Source organism: Pelomonas sp. Root405 (assembly GCF_001425165.1).
In the GTDB taxonomy this organism is placed as follows: Bacteria; Pseudomonadota; Gammaproteobacteria; order Burkholderiales; family Burkholderiaceae_C; genus Pelomonas.
Genome location: NZ_LMDU01000013.1, coordinates 201716 through 218888 on the forward strand (window position 1 = coordinate 201716; position 17173 = coordinate 218888).

17 protein-coding genes are annotated in these 17173 nt (G+C 67.2%); all 17 read right to left on the bottom strand.

The annotated features are described in order from the left end of the window. Positions 1 to 50: 50 nt before the first annotated feature. The gene (locus ASC81_RS16900; RefSeq protein ID WP_056269411.1) at positions 51 to 233 is read right to left on the bottom strand and encodes a DUF2065 domain-containing protein; all 183 of its coding nucleotides are present in this window, start codon (positions 231 to 233) and stop codon (positions 51 to 53) included. Next, the gene (hflC, locus tag ASC81_RS16905) at positions 230 to 1123 is read right to left on the bottom strand and encodes a protease modulator HflC (RefSeq protein WP_056269413.1); all 894 of its coding nucleotides are present in this window, start codon (positions 1121 to 1123) and stop codon (positions 230 to 232) included. The genes ASC81_RS16900 and hflC overlap by 4 nt, the downstream gene beginning before the upstream one ends. 14 nt (positions 1124 to 1137) lie before the next feature. Continuing rightward, on the bottom strand, positions 1138 to 2334 hold the full coding sequence (gene hflK / locus ASC81_RS16910; RefSeq protein WP_056269414.1) for an FtsH protease activity modulator HflK: 1197 nt from the start codon (positions 2332 to 2334) through the stop codon (positions 1138 to 1140). 47 nt (positions 2335 to 2381) lie between these two features. After that, positions 2382 to 3635, bottom strand: coding sequence for a GTPase HflX (gene hflX, locus ASC81_RS16915; protein WP_235533687.1), 1254 nt, complete (start codon positions 3633 to 3635; stop codon positions 2382 to 2384). 11 nt (positions 3636 to 3646) lie between these two features. Next, a complete protein-coding gene (gene hfq, locus ASC81_RS16920; protein WP_056198163.1) occupies positions 3647 to 3889 on the bottom strand; it encodes an RNA chaperone Hfq in 243 nt (80 codons plus the stop codon). 76 nt (positions 3890 to 3965) lie between these two features. Continuing rightward, a complete protein-coding gene (gene der, locus ASC81_RS16925; protein WP_056269417.1) occupies positions 3966 to 5303 on the bottom strand; it encodes a ribosome biogenesis GTPase Der in 1338 nt (445 codons plus the stop codon). Then, the gene (locus tag ASC81_RS16930) at positions 5300 to 6469 is read right to left on the bottom strand and encodes a PQQ-binding-like beta-propeller repeat protein (RefSeq protein ID WP_056269419.1); all 1170 of its coding nucleotides are present in this window, start codon (positions 6467 to 6469) and stop codon (positions 5300 to 5302) included. The genes der and ASC81_RS16930 overlap by 4 nt, the downstream gene beginning before the upstream one ends. Next, entirely contained in the window at positions 6466 to 7137 is a 672-nt protein-coding gene (locus ASC81_RS16935) for a tetratricopeptide repeat protein (RefSeq protein WP_056269420.1), read from the bottom strand. Before ASC81_RS16935 ends, ASC81_RS16930 begins: the two co-directional genes overlap by 4 nt. A 51-nt stretch (positions 7138 to 7188) precedes the next feature. After that, entirely contained in the window at positions 7189 to 8496 is a 1308-nt protein-coding gene (hisS, locus tag ASC81_RS16940) for a histidine--tRNA ligase (protein WP_056269422.1), read from the bottom strand. Then, on the bottom strand, positions 8493 to 9755 hold the full coding sequence (ispG, locus tag ASC81_RS16945; protein WP_056269423.1) for a flavodoxin-dependent (E)-4-hydroxy-3-methylbut-2-enyl-diphosphate synthase: 1263 nt from the start codon (positions 9753 to 9755) through the stop codon (positions 8493 to 8495). Before ispG ends, hisS begins: the two co-directional genes overlap by 4 nt. Further along, a complete protein-coding gene (locus ASC81_RS16950) occupies positions 9755 to 10690 on the bottom strand; it encodes a helix-turn-helix domain-containing protein (protein WP_056269425.1) in 936 nt (311 codons plus the stop codon). The genes ispG and ASC81_RS16950 overlap by 1 nt, the downstream gene beginning before the upstream one ends. 3 nt (positions 10691 to 10693) lie before the next feature. Further along, on the bottom strand, positions 10694 to 11503 hold the full coding sequence (gene pilW, locus ASC81_RS16955) for a type IV pilus biogenesis/stability protein PilW (protein WP_156392198.1): 810 nt from the start codon (positions 11501 to 11503) through the stop codon (positions 10694 to 10696). 20 nt (positions 11504 to 11523) lie between these two features. Beyond that, entirely contained in the window at positions 11524 to 12633 is a 1110-nt protein-coding gene (gene rlmN / locus ASC81_RS16960; RefSeq protein WP_056269429.1) for a 23S rRNA (adenine(2503)-C(2))-methyltransferase RlmN, read from the bottom strand. Positions 12634 to 12673: 40 nt separating this feature from the next. Further along, positions 12674 to 13099: a nucleoside-diphosphate kinase gene (gene ndk / locus ASC81_RS16965; RefSeq protein WP_056269431.1), complete on the bottom strand. Its 426-nt coding sequence runs from the start codon at positions 13097 to 13099 to the stop codon at positions 12674 to 12676. A 79-nt stretch (positions 13100 to 13178) separates the two neighbouring features. Continuing rightward, positions 13179 to 15200, bottom strand: coding sequence for a pseudouridine synthase (locus ASC81_RS16970; RefSeq protein WP_056269433.1), 2022 nt, complete (start codon positions 15198 to 15200; stop codon positions 13179 to 13181). Then, entirely contained in the window at positions 15197 to 15919 is a 723-nt protein-coding gene (gene scpB / locus ASC81_RS16975; protein WP_082536589.1) for an SMC-Scp complex subunit ScpB, read from the bottom strand. Before scpB ends, ASC81_RS16970 begins: the two co-directional genes overlap by 4 nt. Positions 15920 to 16170: 251 nt before the next feature. Beyond that, positions 16171 to 17169: an RluA family pseudouridine synthase gene (locus tag ASC81_RS16980; protein ID WP_082536590.1), complete on the bottom strand. Its 999-nt coding sequence runs from the start codon at positions 17167 to 17169 to the stop codon at positions 16171 to 16173. Positions 17170 to 17173 lie beyond the last annotated feature (4 nt).

Sequence of the window (17173 nt, forward strand, 5' to 3'; positions counted from 1 at the left end):
GCGGTTAAAAAAGGCATTCTACCGGCCCCTCTCGGGGCCCAGCCTTCAGATCAACGCAACCAGAGCAGCCCGAACAGGCCCATCAGAATGCTGGCCAGACCGACGAAACGGATCTGGCCATCGCTCATGGCGAGGATGCGGCTGAAGACTTCGCGCCAGCGCCCCGGGCTGATCAGTGGCATCAGGCCTTCGATGACCATCACCAGCGCGAGAGCCGTCAGCAGGTCGCTCACTTCCGCGCAGGTGCCGCCGGGCCGGAGCCGGAACCGCGCATGGCCTTGAAGAAGTCACTGCCCGGGTCGACAACCATGACGTCGCTCTTGTTGCGGAAGCTGGCGCGATAGGCCTCGAGCGAACGGTAGAACTGAGCGAACTGCGGATCACGTCCGAAGGCCTCCGCGTACAGGGCCGACGCCTTGGCATCGCCCTCGCCCTTGATCTTTTGCGCATCGCGGAAGGCCTCGGCGACGATGACTTCCCGCTGACGATCAGCGTCCGCCTTGATCTTCTCGCCCTCGGCAGCGCCCGTCGAGCGGGCTTCGGCAGCCACTCGCTGGCGTTCGGACTGCATGCGCCGGTAAACCGCGTCCGTAATGCCGGAGGCGAAGTCCACCCGCTTGATGCGCACGTCGACGACCTCGATGCCGAACTGCTTGGCTTCGTCGCCAAGACGCTTGCGCACGTCGTTCATGATCTTCTCGCGCTCGGCGGACAGCACGCCGATGACGGTGCGCTTGGTCACCTCCTCGTTGAAGGCGGCCTGCACGATGGGAGCCAGGCGGTTTTCGACGTTGCGGATGTCGGCCCCGTTGTTGCGGATGAACTGGCGCGGCTCGGTGATGCGCCACTTGATCAGCCAGTCGATGACCAGGCTCTTCTTCTCGGCCGTGAAGATGGGGCGCGACTCGGGGCTGTCCAGGGTCTGCACGCGGCGATCCAGCATGACGACGTTCTGGATCGGCGGCGGCGCCTTGAACTTCAGGCCCGGCTCGGTGATGACTTCCTTGATTTCACCAAGCGCGTAAACGACGGCGAACTGGCGTTGGTCGACGATGAAGAGCATCGACGACGCAAGCATCAGGGCGACGATGGCGCCGGCAACGATGGCGGCAATACGGTTCATTCGATGGTCCTCGATCAGCGGCCGTCGCGGCTGCGCTGGTTGTCACGGCTGCGCAGGTCATTGGCATTCGGCAACGACGTCGGCTCGGACGCCGTGCTCGGCTGCGGCGCGGACACGGTCACGCTGCCACTGCCTTGCTGCAGCAACTTGTCCAAAGGCAGATAGAGCATGTTGGAGCCGCTCTTGCCGTCCACCATGACCTTGCTGACATTGCTGTAGACCTGCTGCATCGCATCGATGTAGAGCCGGTCGCGCGTAACCTGCGGAGCCTTCTGGTACTCGGTCAGCACGCTCTTGAAGCGCTGCGCATCACCCTCGGCAGTCGCAACGACACGGGCCTTGTAGCCCTCGGCCTGCTCGCGCAGCTTGTCGGATTCGCCGCGCGCACGCGGGATCACGTCGTTGGCATAGGCCTGCGCTTCATTCTTCAGCTGCTCACGGTTGGCGTTGGCCTTGAATGCGTCCTCGAACGCGGCCTGCACCTGCTCGGGCGGCTGCACCGTCTGCACGTTGACGTTCTTGATCTGGATGCCGGCCTTGAGGCGGTCGAGCTGGGCCTGAATGGACTTCACGAGATCGGTCGCGATGGCGTCGCGCTGCTCATAGAGCACCGAGTCCATCGTGTTCTTGCCGACGATCTCGCGCACCGCCGACTCGGCCGCCAACAGCACAGCCTGCTCGGGGTCACGGTTCTCGAACAGGAAGTCCCGCAGGTCACGGATGGTGAACTGCACGGTGAAGCGGATGTCGACGATGTTCTCGTCCTGCGTGAGCATGGACGAGTCGCGCAGGCCCGTGGCGGCGACGACCGACGTGCGGCCGACCTCGACCTGGCGCAGCTGCGAGACCGGCTGGATCTCATGCGCCTGGAAGGGATAGGGCAGGCGCCACTGGAAGCCGGCCTCAACAGTCTTGCTGTACTTGCCAAAGGACGTGATGACGCCCTGCTGACCTTCCTGCACGATGAAGAAGCCGCTGGCCAACCAGCCCAGCACCACGACGCCGGCGATGAGGCCGGCGCCGATGCCAGCGCCCTTCATGTCGGGCGCGCCGCCCCCCGTGCCGCTGGGGCCGGACGGTCCGCCGGACTTCCCGCCAAACATGCCGGAGAGCTTGCGGTTGAAGTCGCGCCAGAGCTCGTCGAGATCGGGCGGGCCGTCGTTGCGGCCGTTGTTCAACAGCCGGCCCGCGGCTCGCGCGATCGGCGTCATCAGACGCTGCGCCCAAGGGCTGCGGGGCGGTGTGTGAGAAGTGCTGCTCATGCCTGGGTTGGGTCTGAGGAAGAGGGCTCGTCGGCGTCCGAAGAATGCGACGGGTCAGCGTCGAAACGTGGGTCCCGCTCGTCGGGAATCAAGGGCTGGGCTTGCATGGCCGTGGCAATCAACTGGCGCAGCTCGGCCAGGCCGCTGCCGTCCAGTGCGCTGACGAAGACCCGCGGCGTGGGCTGGGTGCCGCCGGCGCTGCGCAAAACGGCGTCCACGGTTTCGCGCGGCCGCTGGTCTTCGGGCAGCAGATCCTGCTTGTTGTAGACCAGGATCTGCGGCACATCGGCCGCGCCAATCTCGGCCAGCACGCGCTCCACTTCGGCGATCTGCTCGTCAAGCACCGGGCTCGCGGCGTCGACGACATGCAGCAGCAGATCGGCGTCGGCCGCCTCCTGCAGAGTCGCGCGGAAGGCTTCGACGAGCTTGTGCGGCAGGTCGCGGATGAAGCCGACCGTGTCGGATAGCGAGACGCTGGCGGCGGCCTGCTCCAGGTAGAGGGAGCGCGTCGTCGTGTCCAGCGTCGCAAAGAGCTGGTCGGCCGCATAGGTGCGAGCCTTCACGAGGGCGTTGAAAAGCGTGCTCTTGCCCGCGTTGGTGTAGCCAACCAGGGAGACCCTGAAGACGCCGTTGCGCGAGCGGGCCTTGCGCTGCGTGCCGCGTTGACGCTGCACGCGCTTGAGGCGCTCCTTCGTCGTCTTGATGCGGTCGTCGATCATGCGACGGTCCAGCTCGATCTGTGCCTCGCCGGGGCCGCCGCGCATGCCGATGCCGCCGCTCTGGCGCTCCAGGTGGCTCCAGCGGCGCACCAGGCGCGTCGCTAGGTATTGCAGCCGTGCCAGCTCAACCTGCAACTTGCCCTCGTGACTTTGCGCGCGGGCGGCAAAGATCTCGAGGATGAGGGCGGTGCGGTCCGCAACCGGCACACCAAGCACGCGTTCGAGGTTGCGCTGCTGCGCCGGCGAGATGGCCTGGTCGAACAGCACTGTGTGGGCCTGGTGAGCCTGCACGAGCAACTTGATCTCGTCGGCCTTGCCTGAGCCCACGAACAGCGCCGCATCGGGCGCCTGACGGCGCGCGATGACCTTGGCCACTGGCGTGTCGCCGGCTGATTCGGCCAGCAGCGCCAATTCGTCGAGGCTCTCGTCGAAGCCCTGGGCGGAGCGGTGGCGACCGAAATCGACACCCACAAGAATGGCGCGCGCCGCCTCAGTGGGCGGCGTCGCGTCGTGGAAAGGGGTCGAAGACAAGGGTGTGGGGATCAGGCGTCCGCGGGAGCGTCGCCAGCGTGGAAGTTGACCGCGCGGCCCGGCACGACGGTCGAGATCGCGTGCTTGTAGACCATCTGCGTCACGGTGTTGCGCAGCAGGACGACGTATTGGTCAAAGGATTCGATATGGCCCTGGAGCTTGATGCCATTGACGAGGTAAATCGAAACCGGCACGTGCTCTTTGCGGAGCAGGTTCAAAAAGGGATCCTGCAAAAGTTGGCCTTTGTTGCTCATCGGTATGCTCCGAGTTATCGGGGGGTGTGGACTACGGGTTGGACCTTAACACAGGGTTTTGCCGCACCCGGTCAGCCTAGGTCTTTTCGTCGAAGGGATTCTTGGAGGAACGCAGCTCGATCTTCAGCGGCGTGCCAACCAGCTTGTAGTGAGCGCGGATGCGACCTTCAAGGTATCGCTTGTAGACCTCCGTGACACCGTCCAGTGCGTTGCCGTGGATGACGACGATAGGCGGGTTCTGGCCGCCCTGGTGGGCATAGCGCAGCTTGGGCCGCGACACGCCCGAGCGCTTGGGCTGCTGATGCTCCACCGCCTCGGCAACCAACCGGGTCAGCACCGGCGTGGTCATCTTGCGGTAGGCCGAGGCATAGGCATCGGCCAGCGAGTTCCACACCGCGGACAGCCCCTGGCGCTTGAGCGCCGAGATGTTGTGCATCGGCGCGAACTTCAAGAAGGTCAGGCGCTGCTCGATCTGGCGTTGCAGCGTCTCGCGCTGGTAGCTGTCGACGGCGTCCCACTTGTTGAGGGCCAGCACGACGGCGCGGCCGCTGTCGAGGATGTAGCCGGCAATGTGGGCGTCTTGGTCAGTCACGCCCTGCGTTGCGTCCAGCAGCAGAAGCACGACGTGGGCGTCGGCGATGGCCTGCAGCGTCTTGACCACCGAGAACTTCTCGATGGCTTCGAACACCTTGCCTTTGCGGCGCAGGCCGGCAGTGTCGATGAGCTTGAACTTCTGGCCGTTGCGCTCGAAGTCCACCGTGATGGCGTCGCGCGTCGTGCCCGGCATGTCGAAGGCGACCAGCCGCTCCTCGCCCAACCAGGTGTTGATCAGCGTGCTCTTGCCGACGTTGGGGCGGCCGGCAACGGCCAGGCGGATGACGCCGTCCTGTTGCGGACCGGCGCCGAATTCTTCCGTCGCGTCCTCGAACGGCTCCAGCACCGCATCCAGCAGGCTGCGAATGCCCTGACCGTGTGCCGACGAGATGGGGTGCGGCTCGCCCATGCCAAGTTCATGGAACTCGGCCAACAGCGGCGAGTCACTCATGCCTTCGGCCTTGTTGACGGCCAGGTGCACGCGCTTGTTGACGCTGCGCAGATAGCGCGCGATGTCGCTGTCGTGGGCCGAAAGCCCCAGGCGAATATCGACGACGAAGATGACCGCGTCAGCCTCGGCCACGGCCTGCTTGGTCTGCTTGGCCATCTCCTTGACGATGCCTGTGGTCGAGTCGGGCTCGAAGCCGCCGGTGTCCACGACGATGAACTCACGGTCGCCCAGGCGGCCGTCGCCGTAGTGGCGGTCGCGCGTCAGGCCGGCGAAGTCAGCCACGATGGCATCACGCGACTTGGTGAGCCGGTTGAACAACGTCGACTTGCCCACGTTGGGGCGGCCGACCAAAGCGATGACTGGTTTCATTCGCCCTTGATCGCGAACAGACCGCCGCGCTTGGTCGCGACCAACGCAGTGTCACCCAGCACTGCAATGGCGACGACCTTGGAGCCGTCGGTGGCCAGGCGCGAACGCGTCTTGCCGGAATCCCGGTCCAGCAGATGGACTTGGCCTTCGTAGTCGCCGATCAGGATCTGCTTGCCAAGCACCACCGGCTCGGAGAGCTTGCGATGCTGGAATTGGTCGGCCGACCAGGCCAGGTCGCCATTGGCCAGGCGCCAGGCCGACAGACGATCCGAGGCATCGCCCGCGACGACGATCTGGTCGTCCGCGCCAATGCCATTCGTGCCGCCGACGACGCGATTCCACAGCGCGCTGCCACGCTCGGCGTTCACGCAGCCAACCGAACTCTGGAAGGCACGTGCACATATCACCTCACCCTGGCGCACAGCGGGGCCGACGAGGTCGGCGAGGCGCTCGACCTCGTTGGTGCCGCGCGGTGTGGCCACGCTGGCCTCCCAGCGCAGGCTGCCCTTGAGCGGGTCGACGCCAGCCAGGCGCGGTCCCTGTCCGACGACGAGAGTGTCCTTGTAGGCCAGCAGCACGCCGGCCTTGGCCAGCGTGAGGGGCTCACCCGGGCGGCGCAATTCCCAGATCTTGCGGCCGTCCAGCGCGTCAAAGGCCAGCACCTGGCGATCCAGCGTCAACGCGAAGACGCGCTCGCCGGCCACCAGCGGCGCCGCAACGACGGGCGTCGGCAGCGCCTTCTTCCAGGCCACGCGGCCGGCGTCCAGCACGACGAGTTCGTTGTCGCGGTTGACCACCGCCGAGAAGCGGCCGTCGCTGCCGATGCCGGCAAGCAGCTTGCCACCGGCCTGGGTGCGCCAAAGCTCACGTCCATCGGCGGCGGCCAGTGCACGCACCGTGCCGTCGCTGCTGGCAACGACGAACCGGTCACCCGGTGTCGCGATGCTGAGCGCGAAATTGATGTCGTCGCCCTTGGCGCTCCAGGCGACGCGGCCGGTCGCGGGGCCAGACAACGTCTCCAGCGCGGCCGGCTTGGCCTTGTCGCTGCCGAACCAGGAGTTCCACAACGAGCCGACGGACGAGCCGACCGAACCGACCGTCGAGCTGAGCGTGGAACAGCCCGCCAGCGACGCAGCCAGCAGCGAGATCAGGAGGGCGCGCTTCATTGCGCGGCTCCTGCGGTTTCGACCGCGGTGGGCACGCCCAAGGTCGCCAGCTTGGCTTCGACGATGCGGCGATAGTCCAGCGTCTTGTCCATGCCGGCCAGCGCCTTCTGGTACTCGGCCTTGGCGGCATCGCGCTTGTCCTGCAGCAACAACAGATCGCCGCGGCGGTCGGCAACCAGGCCCGCGAACTCAGCAGACTTGACAGCGTCCAGCGTCTTGGCGGCTTCATCAAAAGCCTTGGCATCCAGCTGCAGACCAGCAAGTCGCAGGCGGGCCAGGTCGCGGTAGGGGCCGTCCTCGACGCCCCGCTCTGCCACCCACGTCAGGCTTTGCTTGGCCTCGTCGGTCTTGCCCTTGTCCAACTGCAGCTTGGCGACCTGCAGCCCAGCCTGGGTTGCATAGGCAGTGCTCGCAAAGCGCGCTTTCAGGTCGGCAGCGGCGCCGGCAGCCTTGTCGGCATCCTGCGCAGTCAGCGCCTTGTCGAACTCCTCGTACATCGCGGCGGCCTTGCCGGCCTGGTCGCGTTGGTACCAGTTCCAGCCCTGCCACGCGGCAAAGGCGGCCAGCGCTGCGGTGATCAACCAGGTGATGAGGTTGCCCCAGCGCTTCCAGAACGCTTTGAGTTGGTCAAGTTGTTCTTGTTCGTCGAGGTCGAGATGGGCTGCCATGGGGAAAACTGTGCGAAAGACGGAGCGATAAAGGGCTCGGAAGGCCCGGGATTATGCGGGGAGGAGCTCAGCAGCCCAGGCGGTCACATCGGCAAGCGGCCGGCTGACTTGCTCGGCGCTGTCTCGCAGGGACTTCAGGCCGACTTCGCCACGCGCCAGCTCATCGGCACCGAAGACCAGCGCGAAGCGGGCGCCCGAGGCGTCGGCCTTCTTGAACTGCGATTTGAACGACCCGCCACCGGCATGCATCTGCACGGCGACACCGGCCGCGCGCAGTGCTTCCAGCGTGGGCAGGAGGCGCGGCAGCTCGGCCGGGTCCGGCACGATGGCATAGACGTGGGGGGCGGCGACGGGGGCTTTCAGCTGAAGCGTCTCGAGCAGCAGAAGCAGCCGCTCCAGGCCCATGCCGAAACCAACCGCCGGTGTCGGCTTGCCGCCCAGTTGCTCGACCAGGCCGTCATAGCGCCCGCCGGCGCAGACCGTGCCCTGGGCACCGAGCTTGGTCGTCACCCACTCGAAGACGGTCAGGTTGTAGTAGTCGAGCCCGCGCACCAGGCGGGGGTTGATGCGATAGGCCAGGCCGACCGCATCCAGCAGGGCACGCACGCCATTGAAATGCGCCAATGACGCCTCGCCGAGGAAGTCCAGCAGTTTTGGCGCGCCTTCGGCCATGGCCTGCATCGCGGGGTTCTTGGTGTCAAGCACGCGCAGCGGGTTGCTGTGCATGCGGCGCCTGGCCTCCTCGTCCAGCACCGCCTGGTGCTGCTCCAGGTAGGCGATGAGCGCCTCGCGGTGGGCGCGGCGTTCCTCGGCCTGGCCGAGGCAGTTGATCTCCAGCGTGACGTCCTCGCCTTCCTTCAGGCCCAGTTCACGCCACAGCGTGCGGGCAAGCAGGATGACCTCGGCGTCCACGTCGGGGCCGGCAAAGCCCAGCGCCTCGATGCCCATCTGGTGGAACTGGCGGTAGCGGCCCTTCTGCGGCTTCTCGCGGCGGAACATCGGGCCGACGTAGTAGAGGCGCCGCGGGCTGTCGCGCAGATAGCTGTGCTCGATCATGGCCCGCACGACGCCGGCCGTGCCCTCGGGGCGCAGCGCCAGATGCTCGGCCTGGCCATGCTTGTCGGCGCGGTCCTCGAAGGCGTACATCTCCTTCTCGACGATGTCGGTCACCTCGCCGATGCCGCGCACGAAAAGCGCCGTCGGCTCGACGATGGGCACGCGCACGTTGCTGTAACCGTAGCGCAGCAGCACACTGCGCATCGTGGCTTCGAGCTGCTCCCAGCGCGCCGATTCCGGCGGCAGGATGTCATTCATGCCCTTCACCGCTTGGAGCGGTTGGACCTTCTTGTTTTCGCTCATGCGGTAGCGGTCGCGCCGAAGCGCTTCTCGATGTAGTTCTCGACCAGCGCGTGGAACTCGTTGGCGATGTTGTCGCCACGCAGCGTCAGCGCCTTCACACCGTCGATGAAGACGGGGGCAGCCGGCGCCTCGCCGGTGCCGGGCAGGCTGATGCCGATGTCGGCATGCTTGCTCTCGCCCGGGCCGTTGACGATGCAGCCCATGACGGCCACCTTCATCTCCTCGACGCCCGGGTACTTGTTGCGCCAGACCGGCATCTGCAGACGCAGGAAGTCGTCGATCTGCTTGGCCAGCTCCTGGAAGGTCGTGCTGGTCGTGCGGCCGCAGCCGGGGCAGGCGGTCACGCTGGGGTTGAAGTGGCGTAAACCCAGGGCTTGCAGGATCTCCAGCGCGACGACGACTTCCTGCGTGCGCGATTCGCCCGGCTGGGGCGTCAGGCTGACGCGGATGGTGTCGCCGATCCCTTCCTGCGCCAGGATGCCAAGCGCGACCGAGGAGGCCACCGTGCCCTTGGTGCCCATGCCGGCTTCGGTCAGGCCCAGGTGCAGCGCGTAGTCGCAACGACGGGCCAGTTCGCGGTAGACCGAAATCAGGTCCTGCACGCCGCTGACCTTGCAGCTGATGATGATGTTGTCGGGGTTCAACCCAAGTTCGGCGGCGTAGGCGGCGGACGTCAGCGCGGACTCGACGAGCGCTTGGTACATGACTGGCTTGGCATCCCACGGCTGGGCGCGCTTGGCGTTCTCGTCCATGAACTGCGCGAGCAGCTCCTGGTCCAGGCTGCCCCAGTTGACGCCGATGCGCACGACCTTGTCGTACTTCGCGGCGGCCTCCACCATCATCGCGAACTGGCGATCCTTCTTGTCGCCCTTGCCGACGTTGCCGGGGTTGATGCGGTATTTGGACAGCGCCTGCGCCATCGCCGGGTACTCGGTCAGCAGCCGGTGGCCGTTGTAGTGGAAGTCACCCACCAGCGGCACGTCGATGCCCATGCGGTCGAGCTGCTCGCGGATGTAGGGCACCTGCTCGGCCGCCTCAGGGGTGTTGACGGTGATGCGCACCATCTCAGAGCCGGCAATGGCCAGCTCCTTGACCTGAATGGCCGTGCCGATGGCGTCCACCGTGTCGGTGTTCGTCATGGACTGCACGCGCACCGGCGCGTCGCCGCCGACGGTCACGACGCGATTGCCCCAGACCACGCGGGCTTGGCGGCTGCGGCGCGGTGACGGCTTGGCTTCGGGAATGATCAGTTCGCTCATCACTTCAACTCCAGACGGGCGATGTTGTTGCTGCTCTGGGCGCTCAGGTCGACCGCCGCACCGCGCCATTCGACGCGGGTGCCGCTGACGTTGCCGACGCGCACCTTGTAGGGCGCTGCACCGCCGAAAGCCTGCTGCTCGCCGGCGGGCAACACCCGCGACAGCAGCATCTGGCCGCGGGCGTCGACCACTTCGATCCAGGTATCGGCGACGGCCGTGATCCGCAGGTCGCTGCCACCGGCCGCAGCCGGCGTTGCCGCCGGGGCAGATGCAGTGGCCAGCGCAGCAGGCACCACGACGTCGCGCACCTGAGGCGGCGCCGACGCGACCGGTCCGGCGATGGATGCGGCACCCACGATAGGCGCCGAGGCCGCTGGCTCCGGGGCAGCGGGCGCCGGCACGAATTCGACGACCGGCATGCTGGCCGCGGCGACTACGCCGGAGGCGGACGGCGCGGTGGCATCGCGCTCTGGCAGCCATCCGGCCGGAATCCAGTAGACCGCTGCAGCGGCGATCAACAGCAGCGCAGGCCCCCAGACAACGGGCCGCACGGCCAGCGCCAGCAAGCCCGCGTCGCTGGGGCCGGCACCGCGTTCGCGGAACGGCTGGTTCAGGCCCGGACGGACGTCGAACTGACGATCATTCGTACGCGGCAGCAGGGCCAGCACGGGTGCCGGGTCGACCTTGAGCGCACGGCACATCGCGGTGGCCAGTGCGCGTGCGAAGGTGGCGTCGGGCAGGAGGTCGAAGCGGTCGGCCTCCAGCGCTTCCAACTTGGCCTGGGGCACCTTGAGCATGACGGCCAGGGCGGCAATATGCAGGCCGCGCTGCTGCCGTGCATTCCTGAGCAAAGCGCCGGCACTCGCTGCCTCGCTGGCGCGCCCCTCGGAGATCGGTTCCATCGTCTGGTCGTTCTTGTTGTGTGCCGCGGTCACGGCTTATTCGTCGTAGCGGCCGGCGTCCATGGACTGCGTCTCCGGCGCCTGCGGGTGTTTGCGGCGCATCTGAAGCGCCAGGTCCTCGACCACGCCGGTATTGCCGAGCTTGCGTTCGATGCGCAACTGCAGCCACAGGCTCTGTGCGTTGACCTGCTCGGGCTGGCTGTTGACGCGCTTCACGTAGAAAAGGGCACGCGCCAGCTCTCGATTGCGGAACAGCACTTCAGACAGGTTGACCGCCACGGCCGGGCTCGCAGGGTCGAGCTCAAAGGCGCGAGCGAGCGTCTTCTCGGCCACCAGCAGCCGGCCGGCGCGCGCTTCGCAGACGCCCTTGGCCAGCAGCGTGCGCGCCGGCGCCCGGTAGGTGGACTGGCTCAGGGCCTGGTCGAACAGCGAGTCGGCCGTCTGCCAACGCTGCTGCTGGCACATGAACCAGCCGTAGTTGTGCAGCGTGTCGGGGTCGCTGGGGTAGACGACCAGCGCGCGGCGGAAGGCTTCCTCGGCCAGCTGGTTCTCGCCCATCGACGCATAGATCAGGCCGCGCAGGTTCACCGCCTCGCGCATGTCGGGCTTGGCCTGCAGCGCCAGCTTGAGTTCGTCCAGCGCCGTGTTGAACTGACCGCGCGAGAAATAGCCTTGGGCCAGCTCAAGCCGGATGCTGGCGCGGCGGTCCACCTCGGTCTGGTCGGAATCGGTCCTGATCTCACGGTCAGCCGTGGGCGCTGTCCCCCCGGTGCTGGCGCAGCCGGCGAACAGGGCCGCAGCGGCAAAGGCCGTCAGGGTGGTCAGGGTGGTCAGCAGTCGCTTCATCAAATCCTCGATGGATGGCATCAGCTGGATTTGGCCACGGTGACGGGTGCCCTGACCATGCGGATATGTGCGCGGGTGCGGTCCTGCACCTCGCCGGCCAACTGGCCGCAGGCGGCGTCGATATCGTCGCCGCGCGTCTTGCGCACGGTCGTGACGATAGCGGCCTGGATCAGCACCTCGGCAAAGGCCTGCACGCGTGCATTGGTGCTGCGGGTCAGGCCAGACGCCGGAAACGGGTTGAACGGGATCAGGTTGATCTTGCAGTTGACCTTGTTCTTCAACAGACGCACCAGTTCGTGGGCCTGCTCCGGCGAATCATTCACCTCCTGCAGCATGCAGTACTCGAAGGTGATGAAGTCGCGCGGCGCCTTGTCCAGGTAGCGGTTGCACGCATCCAGCAACTCGGCGATGGGGTATTTCTTGTTCAGCGGCACGAGCTGGTCGCGCAGCGGATCGGTCGGCGCGTGCAGGCTGACGGCCAGCGCCACCGGACAGTCCTCGCGGAGCCGGTCGATCATCGGCACGACGCCCGACGTCGACACCGTGACGCGCCGGCGGCTCAGGCCATAGCCATGGTCGTCCAGCATGGTCTTGAGCGCCGGCACGAGCTGGTCGTAGTTCTGCAGCGGCTCGCCCATGCCCATCATGACGACGTTGGAGATGACACGCTCTGTCGTGTTGAGGCGTTTGCGCAGGTTGTGCTCGGCAAACCAGAGCTGGGCCGTGATCTCGGCCGCGCCGAGGTTGCGGCTGAAACCCTGGTGGCCCGTCGAGCAGAAGCGGCAGCCGACGGCGCAACCGGCCTGGCTGGAAATGCAGAGTGTGCCGCGGTCGTCTTCCGGGATGAACACGGCCTCGACCGCGTCGCCATTGCCGACGTCGAACAGCCACTTGATGGTGCCGTCCGTCGAAACATGCTCGGAAATGACCGGCAGCGCCGCGATATGGGCATTGCCCTTGAGCTTTTCGCGCAGGGACTTAGCCAGGTCGGACATCTGTTCGAAGTCCGACGCGCCTTTTTGGTGGATCCAGCGGAACAGCTGGGTCGCACGGAACTTCTTTTCGCCCAGTTGCTCGCAGTAGGCAGCCAGGCCTGGCAGATCAAAACCGAGCAGGTTGACCGCGTCCATACGAGCTTCCTGGGCCGGGGTCACCGACCCCGTTGGGGGTTTAACGCGAGTAGACGTTCATGCCGGGGAAGAAGAACGCGATCTCGACCGCAGCGGTCTCCGCAGCGTCCGAACCATGCACGGCGTTGGCGTCGATGCTGTCGGCGAAGTCGGCACGAATGGTGCCCTTCTCGGCCTTCTTCGGGTCCGTGGCGCCCATCAGGTCACGGTTCTTCAGGATGGCGCCTTCGCCTTCCAACGCCTGGATCATCACCGGGCCGGAGATCATGAAGTTCACCAGGTCGTTGAAGAACGGGCGGGCCTTGTGGACAGCGTAGAACTGCTCAGCCTCGCCGCGCGACAGGTGGACCATCTTGGCGGCCACGACCTTCAGGCCGGCGCCTTCAAAGCGGGCGTAGATCTGGCCGATGACGTTCTTCGCCACGGCATCGGGCTTGATGATGGACAGGGTGCGTTCGATTGCCATGGAGTTCTCCTGAAGGGGCGTGTTGGACAAAGCCTGCGATTGTAGCGGGCAGGGATGACCCTAGCCCCCTAACCCAGGCTCAGCGACGCCCACCAAAGCCGCCGCCAGAGCGCCCCCCGCCGCCGCCGCCCTTGCCGCCACGACCACCACCGCCGCCGCCGCCACCGCGGCGCAGAAAGGCGTCGCCGCCGATATAGCCCACCGAGGTCTGCAGCGGATCCGGTTCACGCGGGCCGTTGCCCTTGTTGCCGCCGCCTTGCTTGTTGCCCTGCTGGCTGCCACCGGCACCAAAGCCCTGCGGCAGGCCGCGCTTGCCGCTCGTGGCGTGCCGGCGGTCGAAGGTCTGCTCCAGCGGGTTGACGTGATGCGGGATGAAGTCGTCGTCCTCGCGCTCGCCGTCATCGTCGCGGCGAGGCGCACGCTCTTCGCGCGGTGGGCGCACCTGCTGCGCCTCCGGCGGGCGGCTGGGGCGCGGACCGCCGCCGGCGTGGCGCTCGTCGGACCGGCGCTTGTTGCGGTCGTTCTTGTTGCCTTGGCCCTGCGGGTGTTGCGGCTGGTGCTTGCCCTGCCCCTGGCCTTGCCCTTGTGCCGGCTGTTGCACCTGGCCCTGGCCGCTATGCGACGTGTGGCCGGCCAGACGGCGGATGACGCGCACGTCGTCGTCACCCAATTCGACCCAGACACCCCGCTTGAGGCCGCGCGGCAGCACGACCGTGCCGTAGCGGATGCGGATCAGCCGGCTGACCACCATGCCAACGGCCTCGAACAGCTTGCGCACTTCGCGGTTGCGACCCTCGGTGATGACGACGCGGTACCAGCGGTTGGCACCCTCGCCGCCACCGTCCTCGATGCTCTTGAAGGAAGCCAGTTGGCCTTCGACGCTGACACCCGCCAGCAACTTGGCGCGCTGTTCGTCGCTCAACGCGCCCAGCACACGGGCCGCGTACTCGCGTTCGACGCCGAAGCGTGGATGCATCAGCTGGTTGGCCAGCTCGCCGGAGTTGGTGAACAGCAGCAGGCCTTCGGTATTGATATCCAGGCGGCCGACGGATTGCCACTTCTGCCCTTGCACGCGCGGCAGTGAGCGGAACACCGTCGGGCGCCCTTCCGGATCATTGAAGGTCGAGACCTCGCCGGTGGGCTTGTGATAAGCCAGGATGCGCGGGTTGGGCGGCGAGATGCGCACACGCACGTCCTTGCCGTTGACGCGCACGCGGTCCCCGAACGAAATGCGCTGGCCGACGTGGGCCACTTCCCCGTTCACCTCGATCTTGCCTTCGGCGATCCACTCCTCGATATCGCGGCGGGAGCCGATGCCGGCCTGGGCCAGCACCTTCTGCAACTTGGGCGCATCGGCGTCCGCCGCCAGCACGCGCTTGGACTCGCCCTCGGCCTCTTCGGCCCCTTCATCGACCGCAGGTGCCGCGGCCAGCACCGGCGGCTCAGCGTCCGGCGCTTCAGACTCTGCGTCCAGGCTGCCCGACAACACGTCGGCAAAGCGCGCCCCCGCGGCTTCGACGAGTTCGGGCGCCAGTGTCGGAGCCGCCGGCTCGCTGGCCGTACCGGCCGGCATCGGCGCGGCCGACTCGCGCTCGGCGCGCTCCTTGCGGTTGCGGCGGCGGTTGCGGCTGCGGCTACCCCGCTCACCATCTTCACCGGCTTCACCCTCGCCATCACCACCGTCGCCCTCACCCTGCTCATCAACTTCGCCCGCAGTCGCCACCGCCGGCGCCTCATCGGCCAACGTGAAGATCGGTGCCGGTGCCGGTGCCGGTGCGGCGATGCTCGCAACTTCCTCGCTCGCGGCCTCGGCAACGGCCGTCTTGCGCGGCGCGCGCTTGCGGGCAGGCGCTGGCGCCTCCTCGGTCACCACGGCGGGCTCAGTCGTCACTTCAGACTCAGCAGCGACCTCAACCGACTCAGCGGCAGGCTTGCGGCGCGCGCGTTTCACCGGCACGGCCACTTCGGCATCAGCGGGTGCGGCCTCGGCGGCAGCGGGCTCGGCCGCCTTGGCCGGCGCGCGGCGTCGCTTGGGCGCTGCGGGCGCTTCCGTGTCAGCGGCGGGAGGCAGGGGCTTGTCTTGATCGGCAGCGTCGTTCATGCGGGTTCGGACTGAGGTTGCGGGGGCGGATCGTTGGGGTCAGGATTGGGTAGTGCGGGTGTGCCGTCATCGCCGAACAGGCTTTGCGACGGGACGGGCACTTCGGTAGCGTCGTCGGCGGCCGCATCTGCAGCAAGCTCGCCGGGTGCGCCTTCAGGGGCGTCGTCCAGCAGCCGGCCTTGCAGGGCTTCAAAGGCCGGCGGTTCGCCGCCGACTTCGAGGGCCGGCAATTGCTCCAGGCTGGCCAGACCGAGGTCGTCGAGGAAAGACTTGGTCGTCGCGTACAGCGCCGGGCGGCCTGGCGTCTCGCGGTGACCAATGGCCTCGATCCAGCCGCGGTCTTCCAACTGCTTGACGATCTGGCTGGCGACGACAACGCCGCGAATGTCTTCGATGTCGCCACGCGTGACCGGCTGGCGGTAGGCAATGATGGCCAGCGTCTCCAGCACGGCACGCGAGTAGCGCGGCGGCTTCTCGGGATGCAGCCGGTCGAGATATTCACGCAGCTCTGGGCGGCTCTGGAAGCGCCAGCCCGAGGCCAGTGCGACCAGCTCGACGCCCCTGCCCTCCCAGTCGCGGCTCAATTCGTCGAGAAGACTGCGCACGGAATCGGCGCCAAGCTCGTCGGCGAACAGGCTGCGCAACTCGCGCAGCGTCAGCGGTTGCGAGGCACAGATCAGCGCGGTCTCGAGGACGCGCTTGGCATCCTGGGTGTTCATGAACGCAATTGCGCCCTCAATCAAGCCTAGCTTGGCAATCCGTCCGGGCCTGGGCGCTCACAGCGTTCTTCAGGCAAAGCGGACGGGGTCGGTCCGGGCGGCACCGTGGGGCCAGGAGGCCTTCCAGCGGGACGCGATCGGGATGGTTGACCGGCGGGCGGATGGACTGCTGACCGCGCGGGTCGCGCCCGTCTTGTCGACTTCTGGGCGCGCTGGCTGCCACGACAACCGGAGTGCATTGTATAGCCGCGTCAAACGGGAAGGTCAGCGGCGCCGATCTGCGCCCAGGCGGCGGCAAGATCAGCAGGCAGGGGCGCAGTCACGACCAGGTTTTCGCCCGTGATCGGATGGGTCAAGGACAGCCGTGCCGCATGGAGGGCCTGGCGGACCAGCCCGAGGGCCGGCGCGCCGCCGTAGAGCACGTCCGCCAGCATCGGGTGGCCGCTGTGCGTCAGGTGCACCCGGATCTGGTGGGTGCGGCCCGAGTGCAACACACAGTGCACAGCGCTGACGGCCCGGCCGTTCACATCGCCCACACCCAGTGGGAAGAAGTCGGTGCGCGCGGGCTTGCCGAGGTTGGCCGGGGCGATGGCCATCTTCACGCGCGAGATCGGGTCGCGGCGCATCGCCTTCTCGACGACGAAGGGTTCCTCGACACGACCCCAGGCCAGAGCCAGGTATTCGCGGTGCACCTCGCGCGCCGAGATCTGCCGCATCAGCGCCGTGACCGCGGCAAGGGTCTTGCCAACCACCATGACGCCGCTGGTGTCCTTGTCCAGCCGGTGCACGATGCCGCCGCGCGGCAGCGTCGTGGCGGCGGCATGGTGGGCCAGCAGGCCATTCATCAAAGTACCCGACCAATTGCCCGCCGCCGGGTGCACCACCAGGCCTGCCGGCTTGTTGACGACGGCAAGGTGCTCGTCCTCGTAGACGAAATCCAATGCCATCGCCTCGGCGCGGAAGGCGCGGCTCTCGTCAGTCGGCTGCAGTTCCACCTCGACGCGCTGGCCGGCGCGCAGCTTGTGCGCGGCCTTCTCCAACGGCTTGCCGTCCACCGTCACGCAGCCGCGCTCTATCAGCGACTGCAGGTGGTTGCGCGAGAACTCAGGCGCGATGCCGGTCAGCCAGCGGTCGAGCCGCTCGCCATGGCCCGCGGCATCGACATCGGCACGGCGCCGTTCGGCGTCGCCGCCCTCCTCGGCCTCCAGCTCGAAATCGTCCTGACCCCCCACCCTATACTCAGCGTCCATTGTT